The sequence below is a fragment of the Streptomyces solicamelliae genome (assembly GCF_045348655.1).
Taxonomy (GTDB): domain Bacteria; phylum Actinomycetota; class Actinomycetes; order Streptomycetales; family Streptomycetaceae; genus Streptomyces; species Streptomyces solicamelliae.
On sequence record NZ_CP160404.1, the window covers coordinates 4,347,702 to 4,367,713 of the forward strand.

20 protein-coding genes and 1 riboswitch are annotated in these 20,012 nt (G+C 73.0%); of the genes, 12 read left to right on the forward strand and 8 right to left on the reverse strand.

The window, feature by feature from the left end:
• Positions 1–13 precede the first annotated feature (13 nt).
• A complete protein-coding gene (locus ABZO31_RS20355) occupies positions 14–745 on the reverse strand; it encodes an isocitrate lyase/PEP mutase family protein (protein WP_406862652.1) in 732 nt (243 codons plus the stop codon).
• Positions 742–1,257 (reverse strand): carboxymuconolactone decarboxylase family protein, encoded by a 516-nt coding sequence (locus ABZO31_RS20360; protein WP_406862653.1) that lies wholly within the window; start codon positions 1,255–1,257, stop codon positions 742–744. Before ABZO31_RS20360 ends, ABZO31_RS20355 begins: the two co-directional genes overlap by 4 nt.
• A gap of 47 nt (positions 1,258–1,304) precedes the next feature.
• On the opposite strand from ABZO31_RS20360, the gene ABZO31_RS20365 reads away from it, so the two are divergent.
• The 3 genes from ABZO31_RS20365 (at position 1,305) to ABZO31_RS20375 (ending at position 4,363) form a co-directional block, all read left to right on the forward strand.
• Positions 1,305–2,726 carry a PLP-dependent aminotransferase family protein gene (locus tag ABZO31_RS20365; protein WP_406862654.1) on the forward strand — a complete coding sequence of 474 codons (1,422 nt, stop codon included), beginning with the start codon at positions 1,305–1,307 and terminating at the stop codon, positions 2,724–2,726.
• A gap of 156 nt (positions 2,727–2,882) precedes the next feature.
• Positions 2,883–3,164, forward strand: coding sequence for a hypothetical protein (locus ABZO31_RS20370; RefSeq protein ID WP_406862655.1), 282 nt, complete (start codon positions 2,883–2,885; stop codon positions 3,162–3,164).
• 17 nt (positions 3,165–3,181) lie between these two features.
• Complete coding sequence (locus tag ABZO31_RS20375) at positions 3,182–4,363, forward strand: glutathionylspermidine synthase family protein (protein WP_406862656.1); 1,182 nt, start codon at positions 3,182–3,184, stop codon at positions 4,361–4,363.
• A gap of 294 nt (positions 4,364–4,657) precedes the next feature.
• On the opposite strand, the gene rocD is transcribed toward ABZO31_RS20375, so the two are convergent.
• Positions 4,658–5,860, reverse strand: coding sequence for an ornithine--oxo-acid transaminase (gene rocD / locus ABZO31_RS20380; RefSeq protein WP_406862657.1), 1,203 nt, complete (start codon positions 5,858–5,860; stop codon positions 4,658–4,660).
• A gap of 107 nt (positions 5,861–5,967) precedes the next feature.
• A riboswitch (ZMP/ZTP riboswitch) is annotated at positions 5,968–6,057 on the forward strand.
• 76 nt (positions 6,058–6,133) lie between these two features.
• Here rocD and glyA point away from each other — a divergent pair.
• The 3 genes from glyA (at position 6,134) to ABZO31_RS20395 (ending at position 9,180) form a co-directional block, all read left to right on the forward strand.
• Positions 6,134–7,405: a serine hydroxymethyltransferase gene (gene glyA / locus ABZO31_RS20385; RefSeq protein ID WP_406862658.1), complete on the forward strand. Its 1,272-nt coding sequence runs from the start codon at positions 6,134–6,136 to the stop codon at positions 7,403–7,405.
• 84 nt (positions 7,406–7,489) lie between these two features.
• Positions 7,490–8,503 (forward strand): tryptophan--tRNA ligase, encoded by a 1,014-nt coding sequence (trpS, locus tag ABZO31_RS20390; protein ID WP_406862659.1) that lies wholly within the window; start codon positions 7,490–7,492, stop codon positions 8,501–8,503.
• Between the two features lie 89 nt (positions 8,504–8,592).
• Positions 8,593–9,180 carry a 2'-5' RNA ligase family protein gene (locus tag ABZO31_RS20395; protein WP_406862661.1) on the forward strand — a complete coding sequence of 196 codons (588 nt, stop codon included), beginning with the start codon at positions 8,593–8,595 and terminating at the stop codon, positions 9,178–9,180.
• Between the two features lie 118 nt (positions 9,181–9,298).
• Here the strand turns inward: ABZO31_RS20395 and ABZO31_RS20400 are convergent, their stop codons facing one another.
• Together ABZO31_RS20400 and ABZO31_RS20405 are read right to left on the reverse strand one after the other, a co-directional pair.
• Positions 9,299–10,054, reverse strand: coding sequence for a decaprenylphospho-beta-D-erythro-pentofuranosid-2-ulose 2-reductase (locus ABZO31_RS20400; RefSeq protein ID WP_406862662.1), 756 nt, complete (start codon positions 10,052–10,054; stop codon positions 9,299–9,301).
• A gap of 13 nt (positions 10,055–10,067) precedes the next feature.
• The gene (locus ABZO31_RS20405) at positions 10,068–11,432 is read right to left on the reverse strand and encodes an FAD-binding protein (protein WP_406862663.1); all 1,365 of its coding nucleotides are present in this window, start codon (positions 11,430–11,432) and stop codon (positions 10,068–10,070) included.
• A 173-nt stretch (positions 11,433–11,605) separates the two neighbouring features.
• On the opposite strand from ABZO31_RS20405, the gene ABZO31_RS20410 reads away from it, so the two are divergent.
• The 3 genes from ABZO31_RS20410 (at position 11,606) to ABZO31_RS20420 (ending at position 14,054) form a co-directional block, all read left to right on the forward strand.
• Complete coding sequence (locus ABZO31_RS20410; protein ID WP_406862664.1) at positions 11,606–12,136, forward strand: phosphatase PAP2 family protein; 531 nt, start codon at positions 11,606–11,608, stop codon at positions 12,134–12,136.
• On the forward strand, positions 12,129–13,082 hold the full coding sequence (locus tag ABZO31_RS20415) for a decaprenyl-phosphate phosphoribosyltransferase (protein ID WP_406862665.1): 954 nt from the start codon (positions 12,129–12,131) through the stop codon (positions 13,080–13,082). Before ABZO31_RS20410 ends, ABZO31_RS20415 begins: the two co-directional genes overlap by 8 nt.
• A 114-nt stretch (positions 13,083–13,196) precedes the next feature.
• A complete protein-coding gene (locus ABZO31_RS20420) occupies positions 13,197–14,054 on the forward strand; it encodes a YihY/virulence factor BrkB family protein (protein ID WP_406865415.1) in 858 nt (285 codons plus the stop codon).
• On the opposite strand, the gene ABZO31_RS20425 is transcribed toward ABZO31_RS20420, so the two are convergent.
• Positions 13,981–15,258: a D-alanyl-D-alanine carboxypeptidase family protein gene (locus ABZO31_RS20425; protein WP_406862666.1), complete on the reverse strand. Its 1,278-nt coding sequence runs from the start codon at positions 15,256–15,258 to the stop codon at positions 13,981–13,983. The genes ABZO31_RS20420 and ABZO31_RS20425 overlap by 74 nt on opposite strands.
• A gap of 109 nt (positions 15,259–15,367) precedes the next feature.
• On the opposite strand from ABZO31_RS20425, the gene ABZO31_RS20430 reads away from it, so the two are divergent.
• From ABZO31_RS20430 to ABZO31_RS20440, 3 genes are all read left to right on the forward strand, one after another.
• On the forward strand, positions 15,368–15,613 hold the full coding sequence (locus tag ABZO31_RS20430) for an SCO4848 family membrane protein (protein WP_406862667.1): 246 nt from the start codon (positions 15,368–15,370) through the stop codon (positions 15,611–15,613).
• A gap of 12 nt (positions 15,614–15,625) precedes the next feature.
• Positions 15,626–16,966 (forward strand): metallophosphoesterase, encoded by a 1,341-nt coding sequence (locus ABZO31_RS20435; protein WP_406862668.1) that lies wholly within the window; start codon positions 15,626–15,628, stop codon positions 16,964–16,966.
• A gap of 244 nt (positions 16,967–17,210) precedes the next feature.
• Entirely contained in the window at positions 17,211–18,764 is a 1,554-nt protein-coding gene (locus ABZO31_RS20440) for an ABC transporter substrate-binding protein (protein WP_406862669.1), read from the forward strand.
• Positions 18,765–18,792: 28 nt separating this feature from the next.
• On the opposite strand, the gene ABZO31_RS20445 is transcribed toward ABZO31_RS20440, so the two are convergent.
• Positions 18,793–19,533 carry a TetR/AcrR family transcriptional regulator gene (locus tag ABZO31_RS20445; RefSeq protein WP_406862670.1) on the reverse strand — a complete coding sequence of 247 codons (741 nt, stop codon included), beginning with the start codon at positions 19,531–19,533 and terminating at the stop codon, positions 18,793–18,795.
• Between the two features lie 11 nt (positions 19,534–19,544).
• Positions 19,545–20,006: a thiol-disulfide oxidoreductase DCC family protein gene (locus tag ABZO31_RS20450; RefSeq protein WP_406862671.1), complete on the reverse strand. Its 462-nt coding sequence runs from the start codon at positions 20,004–20,006 to the stop codon at positions 19,545–19,547.
• Positions 20,007–20,012: the final 6 nt, after the last annotated feature.

Here is a 20,012-nt window from a genome sequence, read left to right on the forward strand (position 1 = left end):
GCCGTCCGCCGGGTCACGCGCCCCGCAACTCCTCGGCCAGCGCCCGGACGTGGCCGAGGGTGCGGAGCAGCAGCCCGTGACCGAAGGTGATCCGGCTCGCCCCGAGCCGGCCCAGCTCCCCGAACGGCGGGGCGCCCGGCCGGGCGTAGAAGTTGAGCGCCGGCCCGTCGCCGAGCCCGGCCCGCAGCCCCGGCAGGTCCTCCGGCGGTGCGCCGATCGGGTAGACCCCGTCCGCACCGGCCGCCGCGTACAGCAGGGACCGCTCCAGGGCCGCGGCCGCGGGCTCGGGCACCCCGCGCAGATAGACGTCGGTGCGGGCGTTGACGAAGAGCGCGTCCCCGGCCTCCGCCCGTACCGCCGCCAGCCATTCGGCGTGCGCGTGGGGGTCGTTCATCGTCCGGCCGTCCGAGTCCTCGAGGTTCACGCCGACCGCGCCGGTCTCCAGGACCCGCTCGACGAGCTCCTTCGGGGCCAGCCCGTATCCGGCCTCCAGGTCCGCCGTGACCGGGACGGACACCGCCCGGACGATCCGCGCGACCTGGGCGAACATCTCCCCGGCGGGCGTGGCGCCGTCCTCGTACCCCAGCGAGGCGGCGATCCCGGCGCTCGGCGTGGCCAGCGCCGGGAAGCCGGCGTCCTCGAAGGCGCGGGCGCTCGCCGCGTCCCAGGGGCCGGGCAGCACCAGCGGGTCGCCGGCCGCCCGGCTCCGGTGCAGCGCGTGCAGCGTGCGTGCCGGCTCGCTCACTTCTTGTACGCCCCCGGGGTGTAGTGGCCGGGGACCATCCGGGTGCTCACGCCGATGCGGTTCCAGGCGTTGATGGCGATGACCGCGGCGATGACCCGGGCCAGTTCGTCCTCCTCGAAGTGCTTCGCCGCCCGCTCGTACACGTCGTCGGGCACGAAACCTTCGGTGAGCACGGTGACCGCCTCGGTCAGTTCCAGTGCGGCGGCCTCCTTCTCGGTGTAGAAGTGCCGCGACTCCTCCCAGGCGGACAGCTGCACGATCCGCTGGACCGTCTCGCCGTCCGCCAGCGCGTCCTTGGTGTGCATGTCGAGGCAGAACGCGCAGTGGTTGACCTGCGAGGCCCGGATCTTGATCAGGTGGTACAGCGTGGGGTCGACGTCCTTCGCGGCGGCGGCCTCCAGCCGGATCATCGCCCGGTAGAACTCCGGGTGCCGCGCGGCCAGGTCCAGACGGGGGGTGTGCTCGTGGGCGTACGGGGCGGGCTCCGAGCCCTGCGGGTGCGTGGTCGTCATGGTTCTCACCGTACGGGCGCTGTGGCGCAGCGGTATGGTCCATTCCCATGGCGAACGAGTGGGCCACTTTCGGAGCCGACCTGCACCTCGACCTGCGGGACGCGGCCGGGCTGCGCACCGGGCTGATGGACGCGCTGCGCGAGGCGGTGCGCACCGGCCGGCTGGCGCCGGGAACCCGGCTGCCGTCCTCCCGGCAGCTCGCGGCGGACCTCGGGATCGCCCGTAACACGGTTGCCGACGCGTACGCCGATCTGGTCGCCGAGGGCTGGCTGACCGCCCGCCAGGGCTCCGGCACCCGGGTCGCGCAGCGGGCCGAGCTCCGCCGCGGTCCGGCGGCCGTGCCGCCGTCCGGCGCGCAGCGGCGCAGGGCGCCGGGCGGGCCGCGGCACGACCTCAAGCCGGGGGCGCCCGACCTGGCCTCGTTCCCGCGCGCCGACTGGCTGAGGGCGGCCCGCCAGGCGGTGACCGCGGCGCCCAACGAGGCCTTCGGGTACGGCGATCCGCGCGGCCGGATCGAACTGCGCACCGCCCTCGCCGGGTACCTGGCGCGGGCCCGGGGCGTGTACGCGAGCCCGGAACGCATCGTGGTCTGCTCCGGTTTCGCGCACGGGCTGATGCTGATCGGCAAGGTGCTGCGGGCCCGCCGGGTCCGCGAGGTCGCGGTCGAGTCGTACGGGCTCGACGTGCACTGGGACCTGCTGGCCGCGGCGGGTCTGAGGCTGCCCGCCCTGGGCTGCGACGAACGAGGCACCCGCACCGAGGAGTTGGCGGCGCTCAAGGGCGCCGGCGCGGTGCTGATGACGCCCGCGCACCAGTTTCCGCTCGGCGGGGCGCTGCCCCCGGACCGGCGGGCGGCGGCGGTCGACTGGGCGCGGACCACCGGCGGTCTGGTCCTGGAGGACGACTACGACGGGGAGTTCCGCTACGACCGCCAGCAGGTGGGCGCACTGCAGGGCCTCGACCCGGACCGGGTGGTCTATCTGGGCACCGCGAGCAAGTCGCTGGCGCCGGCGCTGCGCCTCGCGTGGATGGTGCTGCCGCAGGCGCTGGCCGACGAGGTCGCGGCGGCGAAAGGACAGGTCGACTGGTACTGCGGGGCGCTCGACCAGCTGACCTTCGCGGACTTCCTGGAGTCCGGTGCGTACGACCGGCACGTCCGGGCGATGCGGCTGCGCTACCGCCGGCGCCGCGACCAGCTGGTGGCCGCACTGGCCGAACGCGCGCCGGGCATGGAGGTCAGCGGCATCGCGGCCGGGCTGCACGCCGTGCTGCCGCTGCCGCCCGGCACCGAGCGGGAGGTACTGCGCTCCGCGGCCTGGCACGGCCTGTCGGTGCTCGGCATCGAGGAGTTCCGTCACCCCTCCGCGCCGCGCACCCGGGAGGGTCTCGTCGTCGGCTACGGCACGCCCACCGACAGCGCCTGGCCGGGGGCGCTCGAGGCACTGCTGCGGGTGCTGCCGGAGGAGTGAACGCGGAGGGACGGTCCCCGGCAGTAAAGGAGCCGTGAAGTTGCCGGGCCCACCCCGTACCGGCCGGGAAGGAGCGGCCTAAACTGTGCGGTCGCGCGGCAGGGCGTAAAAGGGCCGCGCGTCGGCACGGCGAAGGACGAACGGGGAGAACACGGTATGCGCAGGCTGAGGTCGAGCACGGTCATACTCGGCGGGATGGGCGTGCTCGCGGCGACGATCACCGCCTGCTCCAGCGAGCCGGACAAGCGCTGCATGGACCCGGTGAGCCGCAAGCAACTGCCCAACTACGAGTGCAAGAGCAGCGGCGGCCACACCACCAGGGGCACCTACTACTACGGCGGCAGCGTCGACGCCGACGGCCGGATCGGCGGCGGCAGCACCAACAAGGCCGCCGTGGACACCGGCGGCTTCGGCTGCTCCGGCTCCAGCGGCGGCTGAGCGGCGGCGGGCACGTCATGCGACGGCACACCATCGAACCCCGCCCCGGCTGGCAGCAGACCGTCGAGGAGCAGGGCTGCGTCTACCCGCTGACCCGCTACCCGGACGACTCGCTGCGGCCGTACTGGGACGAGAGCGCGTACTACTCCTTCACGCTGCCCGAGGTCGAGGCGCTGGAGGAGGTCGTGGAGGAGCTGCACGCGATGAGCCTCGCCGCGGCGGAGCACATCGTGGCGCAGGACCGGTTCGCCGATCTGGGCCTCACCGACCCCCGGGTCGTCGAGCGGGTCGCCGAGTCCTGGCGGCGGCGGACCGAACTGCCGTCCCTGTACGGCCGGTTCGACCTGCACTACGACGGGACGGGGCCGGCGAAGCTGCTGGAGTACAACGCCGACACCCCGACCTCCCTCGTCGAGGCCGCCAGTCCGCAGTGGTTCTGGATGGAGGAGCGGTTCCCCGGCGCCGACCAGTGGAACTCGCTCCACGAGCGCCTCGTCGACGCCTGGAAGGCGCAGGCGCACCTGCTGCCGCCCGGCCCGGTGCACTTCGTGCACTCGGACGGAGACGAGCTCGGTGAGGACCTGATGACGGTCGCGTACCTGCGCGAGACCGCCCAGCAGGCCGGCCTCGACACCGAGGCGCTGTCCGTCGAACGGATCGGCTGGGACCGGCTGTCCGGGCGGTTCGTCGACGACCGTCTGAAGTTCATCCGCAGCTGCTTCAAGCTCTACCCGTGGGAGTGGCTGACCACGGACCGCTTCGGCCCGCACGTCCTGGACACCCTCGACAACGGCGGCGGCTCCGGCAGCACCTGCTGGATCGAGCCGGCCTGGAAGATGCTGCTCTCCAACAAGGCGCTGCTCGCCATTCTCTGGGAGCTGTACCCCGGCCACCCGAACCTGCTGCCCGCCTACGTCGACGGCCCGCGCGAGCTCGCCACGACCACCGGCTGGGCCGCGAAGCCGCTGCTCGGGCGCGAGGGCGCCGGCGTCACCCTGCACGAGGCGGGCGAGCCCCCGGCCGTCAGCGACGAGCCCTGCTGCTACCAGGCCCTGGCGCCGCTGCCGGACTTCGACGGCAACCGGGTCGTGCTCGGCGCATGGGTCGTCCGGGACGAGGCGGCCGGCCTCGGCATCCGCGAGTCGGCGGGCCTCGTCACGGACGGCTACGCCCGCTTCCTGCCGCACGTGATCCTGTAGGGCGCGGCGGAGGGGCCCGGCGGGGGCGCGGGCCCTCGGCCCGGGGCGCGTCGGGCCGCGGCCCGCCGGCCACCGGGAAGGGCGCCCCCACGCGCACGGGACCGCGGCGCCGAACGGCCCCGGCAGCGCGACTGCCGTGGAGCTACGGCGCCCGCCGCGCCACCGCACCGGAAGACCGCGGCCTGCCCGCGCTCCTGAGGGGCGGGCCAGGCGAGGGCCGCGCCCTGACCGTGGCGGTACGCCGCCCCGTGCCCGGAGCCGCACAGCGCCCCCGGGCACGGCGTCGCCGCTGCGTCAGTCCGACAGGACCGCGCGCAGCTGTTCCAGGCCCCAGTCCAGGTCCTCCTTGCCGATCACCAGCGGTGGGGCGATCCGGATCGTCGAGCCGTGGGTGTCCTTCACCAGGACCCCGCGCTCCATCAGCTTCTCCGAGATCTCCCGGCCGGTGCCGCGCGCCGGCGCGATGTCCACACCCGCCCACAGCCCGCGGCCCCGCACCGCCTCCACCGCGCCGCCGACCAGCAGGTTCAGCTCGGCGTGCAGGTGCTCGCCCAGCTCCGTCGCGCGCTGCTGGTACTCGCCGGTGCGCAGCATCGCGATCACCTCCAGGGCCACCGCGCAGGCCAGCGGGTTCCCGCCGAAGGTCGAGCCGTGCTCGCCCGGCTTGAAGATCCCCAGCACGTCGCGGTCGGCGACCACCGCCGACACCGGCACCACGCCGCCGCCCAGCGCCTTGCCGAGGATGTACACGTCCGGCACGACGCCCTCGTGCTCACAGGCGAAGGTCCTGCCCGTACGGCCCAGGCCGGACTGGATCTCGTCGGCCATGAACAGCACGTTCCTGCGCCGCGTCAGCTCCCGCACGCCCTGCAGATAACCGGCCGGCGGCACCAGCACCCCGGCCTCGCCCTGGATCGGCTCCAGGAGCACCGCCACCGTGTTCTCGGTGACCGCCGTCTCCAGGGCGGTGAGATCGCCGTACGGGACGATCTCGAAGCCCGGCGTGTACGGGCCGTAGTGGTCCCGGGCCTCGTGGTCCGTCGAGAAGCTGACGATCGTCGTCGTCCGGCCGTGGAAGTTGTTGGCCGCGACCACGATCTTCGCGTGCCCGTCCGGCACGCCCTTCACCTCGTACCCCCACTTCCGGGCGGTCTTCACGGCCGTCTCCACGGCCTCCGCGCCGGTGTTCATCGGCAGCACCAGCTCCTTGCCGCACAGCTCCGCGAGCTGCTCGCAGAAGGCGGCGAACCGGTCGTGGTGGAACGCCCGCGACGTGAGCGTCACCCGCTCCAGCTGCGCCCGCGCCGCGTCGAGCAGCCGGCGGTTGCCGTGCCCGAAGTTCAGCGCCGAGTAGCCGGCCAGCATGTCGAGGTAGCGGCGCCCCTCGACGTCCGTGAGCCACGCGCCGTCGCCGGTGGCGACGACCACGGGCAGCGGGTGGTAGTTGTGCGCGCTGTGCGTCTCCGCGGAAGCGATCAGGTCTTGCGTACGCGACACGGGATCTCCGTTCGTTCTGCGGCCAGGGGCGGGTGTGAGCCCTGTTTCTATCGTCGCTCGGATGATGGACGGGGAAACCTCGGTGACAACGCGCCCGCTAGTCTGGAAACACGCACGGCGACTGGCGCACGGGGAAGCGACCCCGGGGGAGCCGTGCGCGGCAACCACACGAGATGCCGCCCGCCTGGGCATCACGGGACCTACGACCGTCCCGTGCGGCGCAGCCCTACGTACGAGCCGCGCCCCGGGATCCGCCGAACCCGGAGGCACGCCATGACCGCCGAGCAGCCCCGCCACCCCGCCCTCGCCGCCACCGACCCCGAGCTGGCCGCGCTGGTCCGCGCCGAGGAGCAGCTCCAGGCCGACACGCTGCGCCTGATCCCCAGCGAGAACTACGTCTCCCAGGCGGTCCTGGAGGCGTCCGGCACCGTCCTGCAGAACAAGTACAGCGAGGGCTACCCGGGCCGCCGCTACTACGAGGGCCAGCAGAACATCGACCTGGTCGAGACCCTGGCGATCGAGCGCGCCCGGAGCCTGTTCGGCGTCGACCACGCCAACGTCCAGCCGTACTCCGGCTCGCCGGCCAACCTGGCCGTCTATCTGGCCTTCGCCGAGCCCGGCGACACGGTGATGGGCATGGCCCTGCCGATGGGCGGCCATCTCACCCACGGCTGGGGCGTGTCCGCGACCGGCAGGTGGTTCCGCGGCGTGCAGTACGGCGTGCGCCAGGACGACGGGCGGATCGACTTCGACCAGGTCCGCGAGCTGGCGATGAAGGAACGCCCCAAGGTGATCTTCTGCGGCGGCACGGCGCTGCCCCGCACCATCGACTTCGCCGCCTTCGGCGAGATCGCCCAGGAGTCCGGCGCGGTCCTCGTCGCCGACGTCGCCCACATCGCGGGCCTGATCGCGGGCGGCGCGCACCCGTCGCCGGTGCCGTACGCGGACGTGATCTCCACGACCACGCACAAGACGCTGCGCGGCCCGCGCGGGGCGATGCTGATGTGCCGCGAGGAGCACGCCAAGGCCGTCGACAAGGCAGTCTTCCCGGGTCTCCAGGGAGGCCCGCACAACCAGACCACCGCCGCGATCGCCGTCGCCCTGAAGGAGGCCGCCCTGCCCTCCTTCCGGACCTACGCCGAGTCCGTCGTCGCCAACGCGAAGGCGCTCGCCGAGGCGCTGCTGGCCCGCGGCTTCGACCTGGTCTCCGGCGGCACCGACAACCACCTGATCCTGATGGACCTCACGCCCAAGGAGGTCCCGGGCAAGGTGGCCGCCAAGGCGCTGGACCGGGCGGGCATCGTCGTGAACTACAACACGGTCCCGTACGACCCGCGCAAGCCCTTCGACCCCTCCGGCGTCCGCATCGGCACCCCGTCGCTGACCTCGCGCGGCCTGGGCGTCGAGCACATGGCGCAGGTCGCGGAGTGGATCGACCGCGGTGTCGCGGCGGCCGCGAAGGGCGACGAGGAGGCGCTGGCGGCGATCCGCGCGGAGGTCGCCGAGCTGATGGCCGCGTACCCGGCGCCGGGGCTGACGGTCTGACGGCGGAGGTGTCCCGGGGCGGGCGCGTGAGCGCCCGCCCCGGCCTTGTCAAGAACGCCTACCGCACCTGAGAGAATGATGAACATGGCCTCTCCCCGACCTCGTGTGCTCTCCGGAATCCAGCCCACCGCAGGCTCGTTCCACCTCGGCAACTACCTCGGCGCGGTCCGTCAGTGGGTCGCCCTGCAGGAGACCCACGACGCGTTCTACATGGTCGTCGACCTGCACGCGATCACCGTGCCGCAGGACCCGGCGGAGCTGCGGGCCAACACCCGGCTCGCCGCGGCCCAGCTGCTCGCCGCCGGCCTCGACCCGGAGCGCTGCACCCTCTTCGTCCAGAGCCACGTGCCCGAGCACGCGCAGCTCGGCTGGGTGATGAACTGCCTCACCGGCTTCGGCGAGGCCTCGCGGATGACGCAGTTCAAGGACAAGTCCGCCAAGCAGGGCGCGGAGCGGGCCACCGTCGGCCTGTTCACGTACCCGATCCTCCAGGTCGCGGACATCCTGCTCTACCAGGCCGACCAGGTCCCGGTCGGCGAGGACCAGCGCCAGCACATCGAGCTGACCCGCGACCTCGCGGAGCGCTTCAACGGCCGCTTCGGGGACACGTTCACGATCCCGTCGCCGTACATCCTCAAGGAGACGGGGAAGATCTACGACCTCCAGGACCCGTCGATCAAGATGAGCAAGTCGGCGTCCACGCCGAAGGGCCTGATCAACCTGCTCGACGACCCGAAGGTCACCGCGAAGAAGGTCAAGAGCGCCGTCACCGACACCGACACCGTGATCCGCTTCGACGTGGAGAACAAGCCGGGCGTCTCCAACCTGCTCTCCATCATGTCCACGCTCACCGGGACGGGCATCGCCGACCTGGAGAAGAGCTACGAGGGCAAGATGTACGGCGCGCTGAAGACCGACCTCGCCGAGGTGATGGTGGACTTCGTCACTCCGTTCCGGACCCGGACCCAGGAATACCTGGACGACCCGGAGACGCTGGACTCGGTCCTGGCCAAGGGAGCGGAGAAGGCGCGGGCGGTCGCGGCGGAGACCCTGGCGCAGACCTACGAGCGGGTGGGCTTCCTGCCCGCCAAGCACTGAGTCCAAGGACCCTGGCCTTGAGGGTGGTGCAGGCCGCACACTGGCGCTGCACCACCCGCCCGAACCATTACTCGACGGAGGAGAACGACGTGGGGACCGTAACGCTCGGCGTTTCGATCGCGGTCCCGGAGCCCTACGGCAGCCTGCTCCAGGAGCGGCGCGCGGGCTTCGGGGATCCCGCCGCGCACGGCATCCCCACGCACGTCACCCTCGTCCCGCCGACCGAGGCGGCCGTAGAGCGGCTGCCCGAGATCGAGGCGCACCTCGCCCGGGTGGCCGCCGCGGGCCTGCCGTTCCCGATGCGGCTCGCGGGCACCGGAACGTTCCGCCCGCTGTCGCCCGTCGTGTACGTCACGCTGGCCGAGGGCGCGCCCGAGTGCACCCGGCTGCAGCAGCAGCTGCGGGACGAGGCGGGGCCGCTGGTGCGGGATCTGCAGTTCCCGTACCACCCGCACGTCACCGTCGCGCACGGCATCGCGGACGAGGCGATGGACCGCGCCTACGAGGAGCTGGCCGGCTTCGAGGCGGCCTGGACCTGCCGGTCCTTCGCGCTGTACGAGCAGGGCGCGGACGCGGTGTGGCGCAAGCTCCGCACGTACGCGTTCGGCGGCGCCGACACCCCGGAGATCCCGGCCCAGGGGTCACCGGTGGACGCCCCGGCGCCGACACAGGCGTAGGCACGCGGGCCCGGACGACCCGGACGACCCACAGGGCCCACAGACCCACAGGACCCACAGGAGCTCGCACGGTCCACACGGGTCCCGCAGGGCCCTCTGGGCCCCTTGGGCCCGTCCCTCACACCGGCAGCCGCCGGAACAGCGGCCGCGGCAGGTGGCGCAGGGCCGTCATCACCACGCGCAGTGCCCCCGGCACCCACACCGTCTCGGCCCGCCGCCGCAGCCCCAGCTCGATCGCCTCGGCGACCGCCTCCGGGGTCGTCGCCAGCGGGGCCTCCGCGAGGCCGCGGGTCATCCTCGTCCGGACGAACCCGGGGCGGACGACCATCACCTGCACCCCGGTGCCGTGCAGCGCGTCCCCGAGGCCCTGCGCGAAGGCGTCGAGGCCCGCCTTGGACGAGCCGTAGATGAAGTTGGCCCGCCGGGCCCGCTCGCCCGCCACCGAGGACAGCACCACCAGCGAGCCGTGCCCCTGCGCCTGGAGCGCCCGGGCGCACACCAGCCCCGCCGAGACCGCGCCGGTGTAGTTGGTCTGCGCGACGCGCACCGCGGCGGCCGGGTCCTCCTCGTCGCGGGCCTGGTCGCCGAGGACGCCGAAGGCGAGCAGCACCATGTCGATGTCGCCCTCGGCGAACAGCTTCCCGAGCCGTTCCTCGTGCGACTCGGTTTCCAGCGCGTCGAACGGCACGGTGTGCACGTCCGCCCCGAGGCCGCGCAGCGAGTCCGCGGCCGCGGTCAGGGCGGGGGAGTACCGTCCGGCCAGCCAGACGGTGCGGGTGCGGCGGGCGACGAGCCGGCGGGCGGTGGCCAGTCCGATCTCGGACGCGCCGCCGAGGACGAGCAGGGACTGGGGGGCGCCGAAGGCGTCCTTCATGGCGGTCACACTCCTAGAGGCCGAGCCGACGGGACAGGTCGGAACGAAAGACCCCGCGCGGGTCCAGCTCCGCGCGCAGCGCGCGGAAGTCCGGGAGCCGGGGGTACATGGCGGCGACGAGGTCGGGGCGCAGGCGGGAGTCCTTCGCGAGGTACACCCGGCCGCCCGCGCCGGCCACGACCTCGTCCAGCTCGTCGAGGAACGTGCCGAGCCCGCTGAGGCTCGCGGGGATGTCGAGGGCCAGCGTCCAGCCGGGCATCGGGAAGGACAGCCAGCCCGGGTCGCCCTCGCCGAAGCGCTTCAGGACGGCCAGGAACGAGGGGCAGCCGCGGCGCGCGATCCGCCGCACCACCTGCCGCAGCGCCTCCTCCTGCCCGTACCCGACGACGAACTGGTACTGGACGAAGCCGCCGCGCCCGTAGATCCGGTTCCAGTGCGGCACGCCGTCCAGCGGGTGGAAGAAGGCCGAGAGCCGCTGCAGCCGGCCGATCGAGCGGCGGGGGGCCTTGCGGTACCAGAGTTCGTTGAACAGGCCGACCGTCGTCCGGCCCAGCAGCCCCTCGGGCACGTACACCGGCGCGGCGGGCAGCGAGCCCGGCCGGAAGGCGCGCGCCGTGCGGCGGGCGCGCAGCGGCAGCGTGTCGTAGGGGGCGTGGTCGCCGCGGGTGAGGACGGCCCGGCCGGTCGCGGCGCCCCGGGCCAGCAGGTCGATCCAGGCGACCGAGTAGCGGTAGTGGTGGTCGGTGGCGGTGAGCCGGGCCATCAGGTCGTCGAGGTCGCCGGCCCGCTCGGTGTCCACGGTCATCAGCGAGGTCTCCACCGGCAGCAGTTCGAGCACGGCGGAGAGGATCACACCGGTCAGGCCCATGCCGCCGGCGGTCGCGTCGAACAGCTCGGTGCCGGGGGCGACCGTGCGGGCCGTGCCGTCGGCGGTGAGCAGCCGCAGCGAGCGGACATGGCGGGCGAACGAGCCGGAGACATGGTGGTTCTTGCCGTGGATGTCCGCGCCGATCGCCCCGCCGACGGTCACGTACCGGGTCCCGGGGGTGACCGGCACGAACCAGCCGAGCGGCAGGAGCACCTCCATCAGCCGGTGCAGGCTGACGCCCGCGTCGCACTCCACCAGGCCGCGCCCGGCGTCGATGGAGCGGATGCGGTCGAGGCCGGTCATGTCGAGGACGGTGCCGCCGGCGTTCTGCGCGGCGTCGCCGTACGCGCGGCCGAGGCCGCGGGCGATCGAGCCGCGCGGCCCGCAGCCGCGGACCGACGCGGCGGCCTCCTCGTACGAACGGGGCCGGACCACGCACGCGAGGGTGGGCGCGGTGCGGCCCCAGCCGGTCATCGGCACGACGTCGGGGTACTCGGTCTCCGCGGTCATGGCGGTGACCGTATCGCCCCGCTTGCGGAGAATGCCGGGGTTTGCGGCGAGGCTCGCGGGGCTCGTCGAAATGGGTGATTAAAAGAGTGTCAGGAAAGATTGCCGTGAAGTTCCGCGCTCCCGCACGTCAGAGTCGCCCCGGGCCGATCCACGAAACCCGGGAGGCGGGGCCGATGCGATACGGGGACTGCGCCGGAGCGGAACGGCGCCTGCTGGCCGCCCTGCGCGGCTGCGGCCGGCGGCCGGAGGTGGCCGCCGCTGCCCGGCTGCTGTCCCTCGGCGGAGAGCACGCGGCGCTCTGGCTGGCCGCCGGACTCGTCGGCGCCGCCGCCGACCGGGAGCGGCGCGGCCCGTGGCTGCGCGGCACGGCGCTGATCGGCGCGGCGCATCTGGCGAGCGTCGGCGTGAAGCGGCTGGTGCGCCGACCCCGCCCCGGGCGTGAGGAGTTCGCCCCGCTGGTCCGCACCGCCGGACGGCACTCCTTCCCCAGCTCGCACGCCACCTCGGCGGCCGCGGCCGCCGTCGCCTTCACCGCCCTGCGCCCGGCCGGCCGCCGCCTCGCCGTGACCGCCGCGGCCGCGATGTGCGTCTCCCGCCTGGTCGTCGGCGTCCACTACCCGACCGACGTGGCCGCGGGCGCGCTGCTCGGCGCGACGACCGCGGCCCTCGGGCGGGACTGGCTGCGGGGGACCGCCCGTGTCTGAACGCACCGCGATCCTGGAGCGACCGGCGGCCACCGCCTCCGCCCCCGCGCGCCACGGCTTGCTGCTCGCCGTCCCCGCGGGCCTCCTGCGCACCGCCCGCCCCCGGCAGTGGGTCAAGAACCTGCTCGTCGTCGCCGCGCCCGCCGCCGCCGGACGGCTCGCCTCCTGGGAGTCGGCCGGCCGACTGGCCCTGGTCTTCGGCCTGTTCACCGCGGCCGCCGCCGCGGTCTACCTGGTCAACGACGCCCGCGACGCCGACGCCGACCGGGCCCACCCCGTCAAACGGCTGCGCCCCGTGGCCTCCGGCGTCGTCCCCGTCCCCCTCGCGTACGCGGCCGGCGCCGCGCTCGGGCTCGGCGCGGCCCTCGCCGCGGCGGCGCTGTGCAACCCGATGACGGCCGCGCTGCTCGCCGCGTACCTCGTCATGCAACTCGCCTACTGCGTACGGCTCAAACACGTCCTGGTCGTCGACCTCGCCGTGGTCGCCACCGGCTTCCTGATGCGGGCCGTGATCGGCGGGGTGGCGCTCGGCATCCCGCTCTCCCGCTGGTTCCTGATCACCACGGGCTTCGGCGCGCTGTTCATGGTCGCCGCCAAGCGGTACTCCGAGGCGGTCCGGATGGCCGGCACGCAGGGCGCGACCCGCGCCCTGCTCACCCGGTACACCCCCGGCTATCTGCGGTTCGTCTGGCAGCTGGCGGCCGGGGCGGCGGTCCTCGGCTACTGCCTGTGGGCGCTGGAGAGCGGCGGCGGCGCGGCCGGGACGCTGCTGCCGTGGCGTCAGCTCTCCGTGGTCGCCTTCATCCTCGCGGTGCTGCGGTACGCGGTCTTCGCCGACCGCGGGGCCGCGGGCGCGCCGGAGGACGTGGTGCTGCGCGACCGGCCGCTCGCGGTGATCGGCGTGGTGTGGGCGGCGATGTACGCGATGGCGGTCATGGACGTGTGACCGCCGCTCCGGTCCCGGCGCGGCGGGACGGTCGACGAGCCGATCAAGGGGTACGGGTACGACATGGACTGGCTGACCAAGCTCCCCGTCATCGGCCCGGTGGCCGCCCGGCTCATGCGCACCCATGCCTGGCGCTCGTACGAGACGCTCGACGCGGTGCACTGGACCCGCCTGGCCGCCGCGATCACCTTCATCAGCTTTCTCGCCGTCTTCCCGCTGATCACGGTCGCCGCCGCGATCGGCGCCGCGCTGCTGACCGACGAACAGCTCGCGACCATCGAGGAGAAGGCGGCCGACCAGGTCCCCGGCATCTCCGAACAGCTCGACATCGGCGGCCTGGTCGCCAACGCCGGCACGATCGGTCTGGTCGCCGGCGCGGTGCTGCTGGTCGCCGGCATCAGCTGGGTCGGTCAGATGCGGGACTGTCTGCGCACGGTCTGGGGCCTCGACGAGGACGACGACCGGAACCCGTTCGTCGCCAAGGGCGTGGACGCGGTCGTCCTGCTCGGCCTCGGCGCCGTCGGCGTGGGCTCGCTCGCCGCCTCCTGGCTCGGCTCCACCGCCGTCGGCTGGACCGCCGACCGCCTCGGCATCTCCCAGTCCGGCGCGGGCGGCGTGCTCATCCAGGTCGCCGCGGTCCTCGTCGCGATCCTCGCCGACTTCCTCATCCTCTGCTACGTGCTCAGCGTCTTCACCGGCGTCAGCCCGCCGCGCCGCAAACTGGTCGGCGCGGCGCTCATCGGCGCGATCGGCTTCGAGGCCCTGAAGCTGCTCCTCGGCGGCTACATGAGCGGGGTCGCGTCGAGGTCGATGTACGGTGCGTTCGGCGTGCCCGTCGCCCTGCTCCTGTGGATCAACTTCACCGCGAAACTCCTGCTGTTCTGCGCGGCCTGGACGGCTACGGATTCACGTCCGGACCCGGACCCTGAGGCCGGCGGCGGACGAGTTCGGGCAGCGGCCAGCGACGGTTGACCAGGAACGCCGCACCGCCGAGCAGCACCAGCGCGCCCCCCGCCACGGCCAGCGCCGTGCCGATCCCGCCGGACCTGTCCGAGGCGGCGGACGCCTTCTCCGCCGAGCCCTGCTTGTTCTTGCCCGGGGCGGGCTCGGTGCCCGGCGCGGAGGAGTCGGTGCGGGCCGACTTCGGGGGTACCAGCTCGCCGACCGGGGTCACCTTGCCGGAGGCGGCGAAGCCCCAGTCGAGCAGCCGCTGGGTCTCCTTGTAGACGGCGTGCGACTCCTTCGACGAGGGGTTCATCACCGTCACGAGCAGCACCTTGCCGTTGCGTTCGGCGACGCCGGTGAACGTCGCCCCGGCGTGCGTGGTGTTGCCGTTCTTCACGCCGGCGATGCCCTTGTACGGGGCGATGCCGAAGTCACCGGTCAGCAGCCGGTTGGTGTTCTGGATCTCGAAGCTCTCGCGCTTCTTGCCCTTCTTCTGCTCGCCGGGGAACTTGGCCCGCACGGTCGCCGCGTACTCCCGGAAGTCGGGCTTCTGCATGCCGCTGCGGGCGATCAGGGTGAGGTCGTACGCGGACGAGACCTGGCCCGGCGCGTCGTAGCCGTCCGGCGAGACGGCGTGCGTGTCGAGTGCCTGCAGCTCCGCCGCGTGGGCGTTCATGTCCTGCACGGTCTTCGGGATGCCGCCGTTCATCTCGGACAGCACGTGCACCGCGTCGTTCCCGGAGCGCAGGAACACCCCCATCCACAGATCGTGGACGGTGTAGCTCTGCTTCTCCTTGACGCCGACCAGACTGGAACCCGCGCCGATCCCGGCCAGCTCCCTCGGATCGACCAGGTGGGTCTGGGTCTTCGGGAACCTGGGCAGCACGGTGTCCGCGAACAGCATCTTCAGCGTGGACGCGGGGGCCAGCCGCCAGTGCGCGTTGTGCGAGGCCAGCACGTCACCGGTCTCGGCGTCCGCCACGATCCACGACCGGGCGCTCAGCTCCTTCGGCAGGACCGGAGCCCCGGCGCCCAGCTGTACCTGCGTCCCCGGCCGGCCGAGCAGCGATCCGCCGACGGTCGACATCACCGCGGGTGGTTTGGGCTGTTTGTCCTCCTTCTTGTCCGGCCCCGGCGCCGCGAACGCGGGCCCGGCGGAGAGCAGCGGAAGGAGGGCGGCGACGGCGGTGGCCGTGGTGACCGCCAGGGCGGCCTTCTTCGAAGCAGACACGGACCAGAACGTACACGCGGACCTCGTCATTCCGTACCCCACCAGGGCGTTCGGCCGCCCCCGTCCACCCGGACGCGGGCGGCCGGAGGTGTCCGGTGATACTGGGGCCATGAAGCTCAGCCGCTCCGCCTCCTGGTTCCTGCTCGCGTTCGGTGTGTGGAGCTGGTTCATCTGGGTCACCTTCGTCAAAAACCTGTGGAACGACGGGAGCGGCCTCGCCTTCGACGACGCGGGCGAGCCGACGGCGTACTTCTGGGTTCATCTGCTGCTCGCGATCACGTCCTTTGTCTTGGGGACGGTGATCGGCGTGATCGGGTTGCGCGGCGTGCGCGCCGCGCGCCGCGAACGGGGTTAGGGGTTCGGGGTCGTGCTGCTCGTCCTGCTGGTGATGATCGTGGTCCTGGCCGTGCTCGGCGGGGTCCACTGGTACGTGTGGCGGCGCCTGGTGCGCGACGTCACGGCGCCGGGTTCGCTCGCCCGGCGGCTGGGGACGGTGGCGGCGGTCGCGCTGCCGCTGGGCTCGGTCGCGGCGATGGCCTCGGGGCGCGCGGGGGCGCCGTTCTGGCTCCAGCAGACGGTGGCCTGGCCGGGCTTCCTGTGGCTGGCGCTGCTGCTGTACGTGACGCTGGCGCTGCTGGCCGGCGAACTGGTCCGGCCGCTGCTGCGGCGCGTCCTGGAGCGGCGCGCGGCCCGGGTGCCGGTCGCGGCGCCGGTCCCGGTGCCGGAGGCGGTACCGGTGACGGTGCCGGAGACGGCGCCCGAGCCGTTGTCGGAGACGGAGACGCGTACCGAGGGCGGTCCGGCGGCGGGTGAGGAGGCCGGGCCCGCGGAGGAGCCGGTGTCCCCGTCCGGCTCCGGCTCCGGCGCCACTGCGACGGGGGACTTCTCGCGTCGTCTCTTCGTCTCCCGCATCGTCGGCGGCGCAGCGGCCGCCGCGGCCGTGGGCACGGTCGGCTACGGCACGTACGGCGTGCTCCGCGGCCCGCGCGTGAAGCGGGTCACCGTGCCGCTGGCGAAGCTGCCGCGGGCGGTCCACGGGTACCGGATCGCGGTCGTCTCCGACATCCACCTCGGGCCGACCCTCGGCCGTGCGCACGCGCAGCGGATCGTCGACACGATCAACTCCACCCAGCCCGACCTGATCGCGGTGGTCGGTGACCTCGTGGACGGCAGCGTGGCGGACCTCGGCCCGGCGGCCGAGCCGCTGGCGCAGCTCCGGGCCCGGCACGGCTCGTACTTCGTCACCGGCAACCACGAGTACTTCTCCGGCGCGGACGCCTGGGTGGACCACGTGCGCGAACTGGGCCTGCAGCCGCTGCGGAACGCCCGGGTCGAGATCGACGGTTTCGACCTGGCGGGGGTCGACGACGTGGCCGGCGAGAACGAGGGCCAGGGGCCGGACTTCGTCCGCGCGCTCGGCGACCGGGACCGCTCCCGGGCGGCGGTGCTGCTCGCGCACCAGCCGGTCGTCATCCACGACGCGGTGAAGCACGGGGTGGACCTGCAGTTGTCCGGCCACACGCACGGCGGCCAGCTCTGGCCGGGCAATCTGCTCGCGGAGCTCGCGAACCCGACGCTGGCGGGCCTGGAGCAGTACGGGGACACCCAGCTGTACGTGTCCCGCGGCGCGGGCGCGTGGGGTCCGCCGGTGCGGGTCGGCGCGCCCTCGGACATCACGGTCGTCCAGCTCGCCTCGAAGCAGGCGTGACGCGTCGGCGGTGACGGAGCGGACGTGACGGGGCGGGGGCTCGACCGGGGCCTTCGCCCCGATCCGCATTGAGTGACCGTTCAGTACGGTTCGCCCGTTCGAATCTCATATCCCGGACATATGCGTGTGTGGTGAAAGTTTCCTCTTCCGCTTGTGAAACCGGTGTGATGGGATGAGCGACATCGCGACACGGCGAGGGGGCCGTCGCGACAGGGGTGGGCTCGATACTGAAGGAAGCACGACCATGCAGCCGGTCCGTCTGCGGATCCTCATAGCGTGCGGCGTCCTCGTGGTCGCCGGTGTCGGAGGGTGGCAGCTGCTGCCCTCCGACGAAGAGTCGAAGGCGCCGATCACGGTCGGCACGACCGACGAGGTGACGTCACTGGACCCGGCGGGGGCGTACGACGCCGGCTCCTGGGCGATGTACAGCAACGTCTACCAGTCGTTGCTGACCTTCAAGGCGAACTTCACCACGCCCGTGCCCGACGCGGCGCGCAGCTGCAAGTTCATCGGCATGAAGCTCCAGACCTACCAGTGCGAGCTCCGGGACGACCTGACGTTCTCCAACGGCCGGAAGATCACCGGCGAGGACGTCAAGTACTCCTTCGAGCGGATGCTGGCGATCAAGACGGACGTCGGCCCGCAGGCGCTGTTCCCGACGCTGACGTCGGTGGTCGCGGAGGGGCAGACGGTCACCTTCAATCTCAGCAGCCGGGACGCGACGTTCCCGCAGAAGCTGGCGACCGGCGCGGGTTCGATCGTGGACCGCACGCAGTACCCGACGCGTTCCCTGCGTGCGGGCCTGCGGGTGGACGGCTCGGGGCCGTACGTGCTGAAGGAGTACCAGCCGGGCGTGCGGGCCCTGCTCGAGCCGAACCCGAAGTACAAGGGCGCGATCACCACGACCGGTGGCCCGGTCGTGATCAAGTACTTCAAGGAGTCGGAGCAGCTCGCCGAGGCGTGGAAGAACAAGGACGTCGACATCACGCACCGGCAGCTGCCGCCGAAGACGGTGTCGACGCTGGACGACTCCAAGGGCGACATCCGGCTCACCGAGGCGGCCAGCCCGGAGGTCCGCAACCTCAACCTCAACGTGCGGCCCGGCTCGGCGATGTCCGACAAGGCGGTCCGGCGGGCGGTCGCGACGGTCCTGGACCGGCCGAAGCTCGTGACGGGCGTCTACCACGGCACGGTCGAGCCGCTGTACTCCCTGGTCCCGCAGGGCTTCACGGGCCACAACACGGCGTTCTTCGACGCGTACCCGAAGCCGGACGTGCAGAAGGCGAAGCGGCTGCTGAAGGACGCGGACGTCGAGACGCCGGTGAAGTTCACCCTCGGCTTCCGCAAGGACGCCACGTACGCGGCCGAGGCCGCGGAGCTGAAGCGCCAGCTGGAGCAGGACGGGCTCTTCGAGGTGACCGTGGTCCAGGCGGACTGGCAGGAGTTCCAGAAGGCGTACGCGGCGGGCAAGTACGACGCGTACGGGGTCGGCTGGCTGCCGGACTTCCCGGACTCCGACAGCTTCACCGCGCCGCTGGTCGGCACCGGCAACACCCTGCACAACGGCTACTCCAGCAAGCGCGTCGACCAGCTGATCGCCTCCACCCAGCAGTACGGCGACCGCGGGCGGGCGTCGGCGGACTTCAAGGCCATCCAGTCGGAGGTCGCGAAGGACGTCCCGCTGATCCCCCTGTGGCAGAAGAAGGACTACGTCCTGTCCACCCAGTCCGTCACCGGCTCCCAGTACCTCTCGGACGGTACGGGCGTCTGGCGCCTCTGGGAACTGGGCTGGATCTGACCCTCCGGCCCTCCGACCCTCTGACCGGTCAGCCGGACTTGCGGGCCGCGCGGGTGGGCTTGCCCGAGGCGGCCATGCCGGCGGCGGTCGGCATGAAGTCGGCGAGGAGGTCGTGGGTCTCCTTGACCAGGGGGCGCAGGATGCGGAAGCGGGAGAGCGAGATCGCGCGGGCGGTGACGGGCGCGAGGCGTTCGACCAGGCGGCGGCTGTTCGCGGCGTTCTCGGAGCGGTCGTAGACCCAGAACAGGACCAGGCCCATCTGCTGCAGCCACAGCAACTGCGGCAGGGGTTCGGCCAGTTCGGGGTCGATCTTCACCGCGGCTCCGGAGATCACCCGGCGGTGCACGTCGATCGCGGCCTCGCGGGGGCCCTCGGACTCGGGGGAGAAGGGGCTGAGCGGGCTCTCCGGGTCGGCCGCGTTCTTGAAGAACTGGGCCGCGAACTCGTGGTACGGCTCGGCGATGTCGAGCCAGCCGAGCAGGACCCCGCGGATCCGGGCCGCGAGGTCCTTCTCGGGACCGTCCAGGATGGCCCGGACCGCCGCCTGGTGCTCCTCGGCGATCCGGTCGTAGAACCCCTGGACCAGGTGTTCCTTGGAAGAGAAGTAGTAGTACGCGTTGCCGACGGAGACGCCCGCCTCCTGGGCGATGGCCCGCATCGTCGTCTTGTCGTAGCCCCGCTCCTTGAACAGCCGGAGCGCGGTCTCCAGGATGAGGGCGCGGGTCTGCTCGCTCTTGGGGGCCTTGGCCGGGGCGTTCTCTTCCGTCACGGTGTCCGAGCCTAGCCGTGCCCGCCCGGTACCTCGCACCGCCCGCCGCCCCCGCCCGGGTCCCCGTCGCCGGCGCCGCACGGCGGTGGCTCGTCGCCCTTGAGTGCCTCGCGCCACTTCGCGGCGGCGAGGACAGTGATCCGGGCGAACGGTGTGCCCGCGGGCGTGGCGAGCCAGTTGGCCTTGGGCCGGTGCTCGGCCAGGGCCCACAGGCAGACGATCCACGCAGAGGTCCCGCGGTAGATCTGGCCGCGGTCCCCGATCACGGTGATCTCCCGCAGCGTCGAGGCGTGGTCGAGGTCCGGGTAGCGCCCCCGCGCCTCCTGGGACCCGGCGGGCACCAGGTCCAGGGGGACGAGCTGCGGCTGGTGGATCAGCCAGTGGCGCAGGTGCACGCAGAGCGGGCAGTGCGCGTCGTACAGGACCGTGAGCCGCTGGACCGGGGTGACGGGCCGCCCCGCCGGTACGGGCATGGCCGC

Coding starts and splice junctions, on each gene's coding strand:
- ABZO31_RS20440 (WP_406862669.1), top strand. CDS start 17,211: ATGCAGCCGGTCCGTCTGCGGATCCTCATAGCGTGCGGCGTCCTCGTG.
- trpS (WP_406862659.1), top strand. CDS start 7,490: ATGGCCTCTCCCCGACCTCGTGTGCTCTCCGGAATCCAGCCCACCGCA.
- ABZO31_RS20370 (WP_406862655.1), top strand. CDS start 2,883: ATGCGCAGGCTGAGGTCGAGCACGGTCATACTCGGCGGGATGGGCGTG.
- ABZO31_RS20365 (WP_406862654.1), top strand. CDS start 1,305: ATGGCGAACGAGTGGGCCACTTTCGGAGCCGACCTGCACCTCGACCTG.
- ABZO31_RS20360 (WP_406862653.1), bottom strand. CDS start 1,257: ATGACGACCACGCACCCGCAGGGCTCGGAGCCCGCCCCGTACGCCCAC.
- ABZO31_RS20375 (WP_406862656.1), top strand. CDS start 3,182: ATGCGACGGCACACCATCGAACCCCGCCCCGGCTGGCAGCAGACCGTC.
- ABZO31_RS20400 (WP_406862662.1), bottom strand. CDS start 10,054: ATGAAGGACGCCTTCGGCGCCCCCCAGTCCCTGCTCGTCCTCGGCGGC.
- ABZO31_RS20420 (WP_406865415.1), top strand. CDS start 13,197: ATGCGCACCCATGCCTGGCGCTCGTACGAGACGCTCGACGCGGTGCAC.
- ABZO31_RS20410 (WP_406862664.1), top strand. CDS start 11,606: ATGCGATACGGGGACTGCGCCGGAGCGGAACGGCGCCTGCTGGCCGCC.
- ABZO31_RS20450 (WP_406862671.1), bottom strand. CDS start 20,006: ATGCCCGTACCGGCGGGGCGGCCCGTCACCCCGGTCCAGCGGCTCACG.
- ABZO31_RS20405 (WP_406862663.1), bottom strand. CDS start 11,432: ATGACCGCGGAGACCGAGTACCCCGACGTCGTGCCGATGACCGGCTGG.
- glyA (WP_406862658.1), top strand. CDS start 6,134: ATGACCGCCGAGCAGCCCCGCCACCCCGCCCTCGCCGCCACCGACCCC.
- ABZO31_RS20430 (WP_406862667.1), top strand. CDS start 15,368: ATGAAGCTCAGCCGCTCCGCCTCCTGGTTCCTGCTCGCGTTCGGTGTG.